This window comes from Paenibacillus sp. JT31N11 (assembly GCF_056269285.1).
Window position 1 is genome coordinate 1,846,390 of sequence record NZ_JBWDNQ010000001.1, and the last position, 12,917, is coordinate 1,859,306.

Sequence of the window (12,917 nt, forward strand, 5' to 3'; positions counted from 1 at the left end):
GAGCTTACGTTATGGCGAAGCTGGATCGACAGCATGTCGAAGACATCGTTGGATTGACCCCGATGCAGGAAGGAATCTTGTTTCATTACTTAAAAGATCCTCTGAGCGACGAGTATTTCGAGCAGCTGTGTCTGGAAATTTCGGGTAAGGTGAATGAGGCGCATTTTGCGAAAGCATGGGAGAGCGTCATTCAAACCAATGAAATGCTGCGTACGCTGTTTCGTTGGGAAAACGTCAAAGCCCCTGTACAAATCGTTTTGAAACAGCATCCCTTGCAGCTTGAGCTCCACAGCCTCCAGGATCGGGAAGAGGACGACAAGCGCTTGCAGCTTAATGACATCAAAACAAAGGACAGGGAGAAGAAGTTTGATCTCCGGAAGGTCCCGTTCAGGATCGCGTTATGCCGGCTGGAGGAAGAGAAGCATGAAATGATCATAAGCAGCCATCATATTTTATTTGACGGCTGGAGCAGCGGACTCCTGTTAAAACAATTTATGGAAGCATACCGGGGGTTTAGCCGCTCGGAGAACGTCGTACGCCCGAACAAGAAAAGGTATAAGGATTTTGTTAAAATCATTCAAAATCAGGACAAAGAGCAGCAAAAGCGGTTTTGGCAGGGTGTATTTGAAGGGTTTGACTCGCAAACAAGGCTGACATCCGAAATCATCAAGCGCCCCGAAGAACGAAGAGACGTTCATCACCGTATCCGATTTTCGAAAGACGAACTGGAGCGGTTCGCAAGACAAAATGAAGTGACGCTGGCCTCTCTGATCTACGGCGTCTGGGGAATCGTACTGCAAAAAAATGTGAATGAAGACGATATCGTCTTCGGCACGACCGTATCCGGAAGATCAGCATGGTTTCAGGGCATTGAGGAGATTGTCGGGCTGTTCATCAATACGATCCCGCTCCGGGTAACCCGCACTCCGGATGAGTCGGCCATAGATCTGATAAGAAAGGTGCACGGGTCATTACAGAGCAGGGATGAGCATGAGCACACCCCTCTCGCGGATATCAAGCGGTACAGCGGGTTGGATGGCCAGGCAGAGCTGTTCGATACGATCGTCGTTTTTGAAAATTATCCTTTGGACCGGACCGTCACGAGCAAACAAGGCGAAATTGCCTTCAGCTCTTACTCCGCGTTTGAAATGACGAATTATGATTTAACGATAAGCGTGACCATTGAAGACGATATTGAGGTTTGCTTCAGCTGCAATGAACAGGTGCTCGGCTCATCTTCGGTCATCAGGCTGGCGGAGCATTTTGCCGCAATTATGAAGGCTGTGATCCGGACACCCGGGAAAAGGGTGGACCAAATTGAAATCATCTCCGCCGAAGAGAAAAAGCGAATCCTGTACGATTTCAACAATACCCGGACAGCGTTCCCGGATCATCTGGCGGTCAGCCGCTTGTTCGAACGGCAGGCGGTAAGAACGCCGAACCATATCGCTGTCGTGTGCGAGGGGAGAACGGTCACGTATCAAGAGCTGGACGCGATGTCGAACAGCATGGCGCATGAGTTGATCGGCAGAGGCGTGAAGGCCGGGGAAATCGTCGCCATCATGGCAGAACGGTCGGTCGAAATGATTGCCGGCATCATCGCCATTCTTAAAGCGGGAGCCGCATACCTGCCGGTGGATCCCGCATTTCCCGAATCGCGGAAGAGGTATATGCTGCAGGATAGCGGCGCCATGCTGCTGTTTGCCCATCAAGAGCCGCTCGAAAAAAGCGGCCGCTTGGCAGCGGATATTCCGGCCGAACGCATCATGCTGCTGGACGATCAACGGTTATATTCGGGGCAGACATTCAGCCCGGTTCGAGATCCGGACCCGGATGGACTATTCGCCGTATTCTATACGTCCGGAACGACAGGGAAGCCAAAGGGCGTCATGGTGGAGAACAAAAGCGTCGTCAGCCATATACAGTGGTTTGCCGGAACGTACGGGATAGATAGCACTACAAATGTCCTGCAAATGACGAATTATATATTCGACCCCAGCATACAAGAATTTTTCGGGACCCTGCTTCATGGAGCTGCAATGCATATCGCAGGGCAAAACGTAATTCTGGACCGCGAGCAGTTTTGCGATTATGTGGACCGGCATCAAATCCATATCATTAACCTGATCCCGACGTTATTGAAACAATTAATGAGCAGCAAGCGGAAATTAAACAGTTTGCGCATCATCATATCAGGCGGAGAAAGGCTTGACGATTCGTTAAAGGACGAGCTGGTCGGGAATGGCTATGTGCTGTATAACAACTACGGGCCAACGGAAACGACAGTAGACGCCTTATCTTCGTTATGCTCGGCAGGCAAAGTAACGCTTGGCAAACCGATTGCCAATGCGCGATGCTATATTCTTGACCGTGACCGTAATCTTGCCCCGATCGGCATTGCCGGCGAGCTGTATATCGCCGGAGCCGGAGTGGCCAGAGGGTATTTGAACATGCCCGAGCTTACGGCCGAGAAATTCATGAACGATCCGTTCATGCCGGATGAAAGAATGTACCGAACAGGCGATATGGGACGATGGCTTCCTGACGGGGAAGTGGAATTGATCGGAAGAGCGGACCACCAGGTGAAGATCAGAGGCCACCGGATTGAGCTTGGTGAAATTCAGAACCGGTTGCTGCAGCATGATCAAATTCGGGATGCCGTTGTGATCGATCTGGACAATCATGAGGGTAAAAAAACGATTTGCGCTTATATAGTCGCAAATATCCCATTGGAGACCAGGCATCTGAGGGAATTCCTGTCGGCGGAATTGCCGGATTATATGGTGCCTTCCAGCTTTGTCAGGCTGGAAAAATTGCCGCTGACATCCATAGGGAAAATTGACCGGAAGGCTTTGCCTGCTCCCGCATCGATTACCGGAAATGAGTTTGCGCCTCCCCGCAGCAAAACAGAGGAAATGCTTGCAGACATATGGACTTCCGTTCTGGGAATCGATAAGGGTGCAGTCGGCATTAACGATAATTTTTTCGAATTGGGCGGGGATTCCATTCTGAGCATCCAGATTGCCGGGAAAGCGATGCAAGCGGGGATTCCGATCACAGTAAGCCAAATCTTTCAGCACCAGACGATCGCCGAGCTCGCAAACGAGGCTGAACAACTGGAGGTTAGGGCAGAAAAGGCGGCAGAAGCGCCGGAGACGGGAGAAGTTCCGCTTACGCCTATTCAGATGTGGTTTTTTGAGCAGAATTTGGAAAATGTACATCATTGGAATCAAGCGGTTTTGCTTGAAACCCGCCCCGGTATGAACCCTGAATGGTTGAAGCAGAGCTTCCAAAACCTGGTGCGCGCTCACGACAGCTTCCGGCTTCGGTTTATTGAACGCGGCGGAGAGTGGATTCAGACTTATTCGGACGCGCGCGGCGAAGGATCGTTTCAAGTATTTGATATGTCCGGTATTTCGCCATGGCAGCGCGAAGAAAAAATGAAGGAGACCTGTTCCCTGCTACAGCGCAGCTTGAACATTACGGAAGGGCCGTTGATCAGAGCGGCGTATTTCCAGTTTGGGAAAGAAGACAGCGGGAAACTGTTTATTACTGCACATCATCTTGTTGTGGATGGTTACTCGTGGCGGGTGATAACCCAGGACCTGCAGGATGGCTGCGAACAGCTCGAAAAGGGTGAGTCTGTGAAGCTTCCGCCGGGCAGTCTCTCCTTTAAGAAGTGGTCGGCGCATGTACGCGAATATGCAAAATCGGACAAAATAAAGGGTGAACAATCTTATTGGCAAAGCGTTATCCCCTCTTCCGTAAACCCGATACCTGCCGATCTGGACAATGGTCTCAATACGGAAGAGGCCTCCGATACGATATACGTTACTCTGACGAAGGAAGAAACGGACAGTCTGCTGCATGATATTCACGGACCGTTCCGGACTCGAATAGACGATATTCTGCTTGCCGCGCTTTCCTGCACGTTAAGGGACTGGTCCGGGGCGGGGCTTATCGATCTGGAAGGCCATGGCAGAGAGAAGCTGCTGGAGGAGCATGATGTTTCCCGGACCGTCGGCTGGTTCACCTCGGTATATCCGATCGTCCTGGGAGATACAGCCGGAGATGCGGAATCCGGCGAAATGAGCGGCAGTCTGATCAAGCAGGTGAAGGAACGGTACCGGAGCATCCCAGGCGGGGGAATCGGGTATGAAATTTTGTATTATCTGGCGGAGGACGGCATCCGCGAGACGATCGCATCCAAGCCGAGGGCGCAAATCAGCTTCAACTATTTGGGACAGTTCGACCAGGTATTGAAGAAGAGCGGGTTATTTAAGTTGGCAGACGTAAATACGGGAAGTGCCCGGGCTTTGAAGGGAATCCGGAGCCATTTGATTGATATCGACGCGATGATTGCAGGCGGTGTGCTGACCATCGACTGGAAGTACGGCACCCGTATTCATCTGCCGGAGACCATCCGGCAGCTGGCGGAGGATTTTGTTCGCCATCTGAGGAACATTATCTTGATCTGCAAGGCGGAGAAAACGCGTCAATTTACGCCGTCCGATTTTCCTCTTGCGCCGGTTGGACAAAACAAGCTGGATGAATGGGCCGGGCAGTACCGGAATGTGGAAGACATTTATACGCTCTCGCCCGTGCAGCAAAGCATGATCTTTCACCATGTGTATTCTCCGGGTTCATCCGTGACGGTGGAGCAAACCATATACTCGATTCATAGCGAATTGAATATCGGGGCCTTTGAGAAGGTATGGCAAACGGTCCTGAACCGGCATGAAAGCCTGAGGGCTTCCTACCATTGGGAGGGATTGGAGGAACCCGTACAGATTATCCACCACGATATCGACATTCCATTTGAAGTTCTGGATTGGACGGGCGTTCCGGAATCCGGGAGACGTTCAAGAATGGAACGGCTTATCGAAGAAGACCGCAGAAGAGGATTCGATCTTTCCAAGCCGCCGCTTATGAGAATTCTGGTGGTGCAATGGGAGAAGTCCGCCTATGAGGTGATATGGACGCATCATCATCTTCAGCTTGACGGATGGTGCATCGGCATTCTCCTGAGCGAGATCGGAACGTTGTATGAGGCTTATTCCTCCGGTCATAAACCCGCAATGAAAGACGCGCTGCCATTCAAGGAATATATCAAATGGTACCGCGCACAAAATTTGGAGCAGGCCGAGCACTATTGGAAGCGGATGTTAAAGGGATTTAAATCGCCTATACATTTTGCCGGCCTTTTTCCCGCTGCTGCCAAGACCGCGGCAGAACAGACGCCGGCATTCGGCAAAGCCGTGTATGAGGTACAGCCGGCTATGCAGGAAGCTCTGCGGGACTTTTCCAGGAAGCACCGGCTCACATTAAATACGATCATACAGGGAGCTTGGGCGATTCTATTAAACCGCTATTCCGGGGAGAAAGATATTGTATTTGGCGCCACTTCGTCGGGACGTCCGACTGAGCTGGCCGGCTCGGCTTCCATCATCGGCTGCTTCATGAATACACTGCCTTTTCGAGTGTTTGCGGATGCGGGTTACGAAACGATCCCCTGGCTCCAGGACATACAGCGGAGCAGCGTTGAAATGCGTCAATTCGAATACACGCCACTGTCCGATATTCGCAGCTGGAGCGATGTGCCGAGGAATTCAGCCTTATATGATCTGTATGAAAGCATCGTCATCATCGAAAATTATCCCTTCGACTCAACGCTGAAGGACGGTCTGGGCTCCTTGAAGGTGCAATCCATGAGGGTAGAGGAGCAGATGGATTATCCTCTGACTGTTTATTGCAATTTGCAGCCTGAGCTGCATTTCAATCTCTTATTTGATTATCGTTATCTGGCAGATGACACGGCACATCGGATGCTCGTGCATTTGATCAACATAATCCAGGGATTACTGGAAGGCGAAGGCCGCACGACTGGCGAGATTTCAATGTTATCCGGTGACGAGCTGAGGCAGATTACAGACGGCAGCGATGCCTACATGAATGTTCCCAAAGATCAAAGCTTTAATGACCTGCTCGAAGCCCAGGTGAAGCTGCGTCCCGGCCATACGGCGGTTATATGCGGGGATGAGCGGCTGACATACGGCCAGCTGGACATCCTCTCAAACCGGCTGGCTCATAAGCTTATCAAATGGGGTATCGGGCCGGAAGTGCCGGTAGGGTTATTCGTGGAAAGATCCATCAATCTGGTCGTGGGAATCATGGGTATTTTGAAGGCGGGCGGCGCCTTTCTTCCCATTGACGCCGATTATCCGGGCGAGAGGGTCGACTTGATGCTGGAAGATGCCCGGGTGCCTGTCCTGCTTACCGAATCAAGCCTTGAAGCGAAGGTCCGCAACCCTGAGGGGCGTACCGTATGCCTGGACAGGGAATGGGACGTTTTGCTGCAGGAACCGGCAGATAAGCCGGCTTCCGGGGTGGGTCCCGGAAATCTGGCCTATGTCATCTATACTTCCGGCTCAACCGGAAGGCCTAAGGGCGTCATGATGCCGCATGAAGCGGTTGTAAGCCATTCTTTAGATTTGATCGGCCGTTACCGGCTCACTCCGGAGGACCGTGTCCTCCAGTTTTCTTCAATCGGTTTTGATATTTCGCTTGAACAGGTTCTAACGACATTGGCAGCGGGCGCCGCTCTGGTGCTGCGGGACAACAGGATGTGGACTCCGCGGCAGTTTTCGCAAAAATGCAAGGAGTATGGGCTTACGGTTACGAATCTCCCGACCTCCTACTGGAACGAAGTCGTGCAGCAGTGGCATATTGAGCCTGACACGGTTCCGGGCGGCGAGCTCAGGCTTGTCATCGTCGGCGGGGAACGGATGCTTCCGGAGAAGGTCGCACTGTGGGAGAAACTCCCGCTCACTAATATTCTTCTTCTCAATGCCTACGGACCTGCGGAGACGGCGATGACCAGCACGCTGTACCCCGTTTCCGGAGAGGGCAGCAAAAGTGCGGATTTGACATGCATTCCCGTCGGCAAGCCTCTGGCAAATCGGCGCATTTACATTGTTGACGAAGACATGCGGCTGCTTCCCGTGGGAGTTAAAGGCGAAATAGGTATCGGCGGCATTCCGCTGGCCCGGGGGTACTTGAATAACCCGGAGCTCACGAATGAAAAGTTTATAAAAGACCCGTTCTTCGACGGTTACGGCGACCGTCTTTACCTTACGGGAGATCTGGGCAGGCGGCTTGGCGACGGTAATATCGAGGTGCTGGGGCGGAAGGATGAGCAAACCAAAATCCGCGGCCATCGCATCGACATCGGCGAGATCGAAAGTATATTGAACCGCTGCAGCCTCGTAAAAGATGCCGCAGTCGTTGTGAGATCGCGAGATACGACAGAGCATGATCTTGCCGCGTTCTATGTGGCTTCCGATCCGATGACGAACGAGCCGTCGGGCATAAGAGAATTTCTGAACCATTTGCTCCCGGCGTATATGATCCCCGCGTATTTCATTCCGATGGATCGGCTTCCGCTGAATCCAAACGGAAAAATCGACCGCAAGGCGCTCGCAGGTATGGAAATCGTGATGAACTCCATGGCGGAATATGAAGCTCCGGCCAATAATATCCAGACCAGACTTGTATCCATTTGGGAAAAAATATTGGGAACCGGCACTGTGGGGATCAATCATCATTTTTTCGAGATCGGTGGCCAATCCCTAAAGGCGATTACGCTGATTTCCGAAATCCACCGTGAATTTGAAGTGGAGCTTCCACTGGTCCACGTATTCGAAGCTCCTACAATCAAACAGCTTTCAGTGCTGATCGAAGAAACGATGGACAAGAAAGCGTATCTGTCGATCGAGCCGGCAGCGGAGAAGGCGCGATATGAGGTGTCGGCTGCCCAGAGAAGGCTGTTTATCGTAAGCCGTCTGACGGGTGCAAGCACAAATTATAATATTCCCGGGGCGGTGCTGCTGAGTGGCCGGATCGATATGCCGCGGCTGGAACGGGCGTTCAAAGCGCTGGCAGAGCGGCATGAAATGCTGCGAACCTCCTTCATAGAGGAAGAAGGACGAATCTACCAAATTGTGCATCGGCATGCGGAATTGGAGATCCGGCATCTGCACGCCGAAGAAAGCAGCCTTGAACGACTGCTTGAACAATTTATACAGCCATTTGAGCTGGAGCAGGCGCCATTATTTCGAGCCGCGATTGTCGAAGTGTCAGCCTCCAAATGTCTGCTTATGTATGATATGCATCATATGATATCGGATGGACAGTCAATCGCCATTCTGATCCGGGAGTTTGTCCGCTTGTACAAAGGGGAAACCCTGCCGGAGCCAAGAATCCAGTATAAAGACTTTTCCGAATGGCAAAATCAATGGCTGGTTTCCGATAGGATGAAAAAGCAGGAGGACTACTGGCTCCGTACATTCTCATCGGAAATTCCGCTGCTGGATTTGCCGACCGATCGGCCCAGACCGGACACGCGGATATTCGAGGGTGATCAGCTTGAATTTGAGTTGAACCATTCCTTGACCTTGGAATTGAATCGAATCGCCCGCGGGCAAGGCGTTACGCTGTATGCCGTGCTGCTGGCGGCCTTTAATGTTCTATTGCTGAAGTACACCGGGCAGGAAGATATCGTAGTGGGTAGTCCCGTGGCGGGGAGGCGGCATGCCGAGTTGGAAAATATCGTTGGGATGTTCGTCAATACGCTTGCGCTGCGTAATTTCCCTGATCCCGGCAAAACGTTGGAGGCCTTCGTGAAGGAAGTGGCGGAGCGTTCGCTCGAGGCGCTCGAAAATCAGGAGTACCCGTTCGAAATGCTGGTTGAGAAGCTTCAGCCCGCAAGGGATCTGAGCCGTCATCCTTTGTTCGATTTGATGTTTGCATTTGAGAATGTGGATATGGCCAAGGCGCAGGTGGACGATTTTGAAATTATTCCATTCGAATATAATAGTCACACGGCCAAATTCGATCTGGAGTTAAAAGTGACCGAGCGCGAAGGCGGTCTCCGCTTTGTTTTGGAATACAGCACCAGTCTGTTCAATCAGGAAACGATCGTCAGGATGGCCGGACACCTGGTCAGGATTCTTGAAATCATTGCGGAAGACAGAACAGTTCCTCTCGGAGAAATCGATCTCCTATCCGCAGAAGAGAAGAAGACGCTGCTGAGCGATTTCAACAGGACGAAGATGCCGTTCCCGGATCAAAAAACGATCAAGCAGCTTTTCGAGGAACAGGCACAGAAGCATCCTCACCGTACTGCGGTTGTATCCGGCCCAAGATCAATGACGTATAAGGAATTGAACGAGAAAGCGAATCAATTGGCCAAGCGCTTGATCGGGATGGGAGCAAGACCGGAGACGGTGATCGGAATACTGGCGGAGCCTTCGCTCGAAATGATTATCGGAATATGGGGCGTCGTCAAGAGCGGCGCGGCTTATCTTCCCATAGATTCCGAATTTCCGGGGGAACGCATCCGTTATATGCTTGAGGACAGCGGGGCTATTGCGCTTCTCGTTCAACCGCATTTATCAGCGGCTGCCGATTATCCGGTCGAAATCATGCCGCTTGATTATGAACGATTAGTCTCCGGCGATGCTGCGAATCCTGCGGATTATGGTACATCCAATAATCCGGTATATATCATTTATACATCCGGCACGACAGGGACTCCGAAGGGTGTTCCCGTCAAACATCGAAGTCTGGTCAACTACAGCTCGTGGTTCACCCGAACAGCGGCGCTGGAGCCTGGCGACAGTACGATGCTGCTATCGTCCTTCGCCTTTGATTTGGGCTATACAAGCTTATATTCTTCGCTTCTTAACGGATGTGAGCTGCATCTGGCTTCAAAGGATATGTATGTCGTTCCCGAGAAGCTGCTGGCGTATTTGACAGCTTATAGAATCAGTTATATCAAGCTCACACCTTCCTTGTTTGGCCTTATGATCAACAGTCCGTCAATCGGTAGTCCATCACTCGGGGAAAAGCGGACACTTGAGGAATTGAGATTGGTCGTGCTTGGGGGAGAAGAGATCAAGGCTGCCGATATCGGTAAGTTTCACCACTTGCATCCTGGCGCGAGGGTCATCAATCATTACGGGCCTACGGAGGCGACCATCGGAGCCATAACCCATACGGTCCGTTTCGACAATCTCGATTTCTATACGAAGAAAACCGTCATCGGAAGGCCGGTCGACAATATTAGCGTGCTCCTGCTGGATTCGCGGCTGAAGCTTGTTCCCATCGGGGTTGCCGGCGAAATCTGTATTTCCGGGGAAGGATTGACTGAAGGATATTTGAATCTAAATGAAAAGAATGCCGAAAAATTCGTAGAGGCTTCATTCGGCAGCGGGACCGTTAGAGTGTACAAAACCGGAGACTTGGGCAGACTCACGGCTGACGGAGAGATCGAATTTCTGGGAAGAACGGACAGCCAGTTGAAAATACGCGGGTTCCGGGTGGAACCGGAGGAAGTGGCCTCGATATTGCGCCGGCATGATTCGGTGATTGATGCAGTCGTGACCGCCCGAAGGGACGAGAATTTCAACCATATTCTGTACGCCTATCTTGTGCTGAAAGAAGGCGCAGACTCATTGGAATTACGACAATATGCATCAAACAGGCTTCCCTACTATATGGTTCCGCAACGTATGATGAAGTTGAAGCAGATTCCGTTGACGCCGAACGGCAAAATCGATTTCAAGGCTCTTCCCGAACCATCCGATGCGGCCGTCATGACGGTCGGGTACGAAATGCCGGCGGATCCGGTTGAACGCAAAATGGCTGAAATCTGGGGAGCGATCCTCGCACAGGACAAGGTCGGCGTGCAGGATTCGTTCTTCGAACTGGGCGGTCACTCGCTTAGTGCGATGCTGCTCGCGGCTGAAATTCATAAAGCGTTCCATGTGGACATTCCGCTCCGGGAGATCTTCAGATCCCCGACAATCAGAGGGATGAGAGAATATATGAGATTGGCGCCAGTAAACATCCATTCGTCGCTGGAGCCGATAAAGACCGGTCATTATTACGAGCTTTCATCCGCTCAGAGGAGATTTTACGCGCTCCATCAGATCGAAGGAATCGGCACAAGCTACAATATGCCGAGGGCAACGCTGTTGGAAGGCGAAATCGATCCGGTGAGATTGGAGAAAGCATTTAGTGAAATCGTGAAAAGGCATGAAGCATTCAGGACTTCGTTTGATATCGTGGACGGCGAACCCGTGCAGCGGATACACATGCACGCGGAGGTGGACATCCGCTATGTGGAATCTGGAGATGATTGGATTTCCGATCCCGCGGACGGATGGAGCGATGAGCTGATGCATAACATCGACGCATTTATCCGGCCTTTTGATTTAAGCAAGCCGCCTCTGCTCAGAGTCGGGGTTATCCGTTTGAGCCAGGATCGGCATTTGCTGTTAACCGACATGCATCATATCATTTCAGACGGGTATTCCGTCGGCATTCTGGTGCAGGAGTTCGCGAAGTTATATCAAGGCGAACCGCTTCCGGAGATCCGCTTGCAGTATAAGGATTATGCGGCGTGGCAGAATCGGTTTTTGGAGACGGAGGCGGCAAGCCGGCAGGAGGAATATTGGTCGGATATGCTTTCCGGAGACCTTCCCGTTCTGAATTTGCCCACGGATTTCCCCAGACCGGCTATGCAAAGTTTTGAAGGCGAAAGCATCTTTTTTGAAACAGGGAATGCATTGAAGGAACAGTTGAGCACGCTATGTCTGGAAACCGGCACAACGCTTTATATGGTATTGCTGGCAGCTTACAGCACGTTATTATCCAGGTATGCCTCGCAGCAGGATATTATCGTGGGTTCGCCGGTGCTGGGCCGGACGCATTCGGATCTGCAAAATATCATCGGCATGTTCGTCAATACGCTTGCCATAAGAAGTCGTCCAAGAGGAGACCGGTCCTTTGCCGCGCTGCTTGCGGAGGTGAAGGAAAACCTGCTTGAAGCCTATGAACATCAGGATTATCAGTTTGATATGCTCCTGGACAAATTAAAGATCAAGAGGAATCCGGGACGAAATCCGATATTCAGCACCATGCTGGCGCTTCAGGATAGTCCGGGAAAGGAGCAGAGGATCGGGAAGATCAAGTTGACTCCCGTAAATTACAGGAAGAGCAGCTCCAAATTTGATCTGTCTTTATTTGCGGAAACCGGTGAAGACCGAATCTTTTTTGAATTCGAGTATGCCAGCAAGCTGTTTGCAAGAGAAACGGTGGAGAAAATGGCAAAGGACTTTTTAACCCTATTAACTATCATAAGCCGCGATCCCGAAATCAATATAAACGCGATCGAGATTGAAGGTTTAGTCGCGGATAACACAGACATTGAAAATATAACCTTTCATTTCTAGTCGCAGATGGTATCATCTATTGGAGGAGCTTGCTTCGGGCAGCTCCTCTTTCGGTTTATATGAAACTACAAGGGAGTAAGGAGAGATTGGCATGAAAATTCGTTTAGTGAAAGGTTCAGACTATTACTTGATTTCGCCTCTGATCAATGATTGGTGGGGAGGCAGGCAAATTTCTGGCAAGCTGCCGAAATTATTTTTTGACCATTTTTCAAGCACCAGCTTCATTGCGGAAAAGGAAGATGAAATGATAGGTTTTCTGATAGGATTCCTCTCCCAAACCCATCCACATGAAGCCTATATTCACTTTGCGGGCGTTCATCCTGAATACAGAAAACATCATGTTGGAAAGCAATTATACGACGAATTTTTTCATGCAGCGAAACAAAATGGCCGAAGCATTGTCCGATGCATAACGTCTCCTGTAAACAAGGGTTCGATCGCATTTCATACCAGGATGGGATTTGAAATCGAGGCGGGTAATAAGGAAGATGCCGGAGTTTCAGTGCACGCAGATTATGATGGGGCCAATCAGGATAGGGTACTATTTGTTAAAACGAATACGCCCCCATGATGATTCAGACGCCCTTTACAATGCATCGCGAAGATGATATTCTTTCAACA

The 12,917-nt window shown here is 51.0% G+C and carries 2 protein-coding genes; both read left to right on the forward strand.

Annotation, left to right across the window (positions count from 1 at the left end; genetic code table 11):
* The first annotated feature begins 11 nt into the window (after positions 1-11).
* Entirely contained in the window at positions 12-12,296 is a 12,285-nt protein-coding gene (locus tag AC0YNV_RS07870) for an amino acid adenylation domain-containing protein (protein WP_475767208.1), read from the forward strand.
* A gap of 91 nt (positions 12,297-12,387) precedes the next feature.
* Positions 12,388-12,867 carry a GNAT family N-acetyltransferase gene (locus AC0YNV_RS07875; protein WP_475767209.1) on the forward strand — a complete coding sequence of 160 codons (480 nt, stop codon included), beginning with the start codon at positions 12,388-12,390 and terminating at the stop codon, positions 12,865-12,867.
* Positions 12,868-12,917 lie beyond the last annotated feature (50 nt).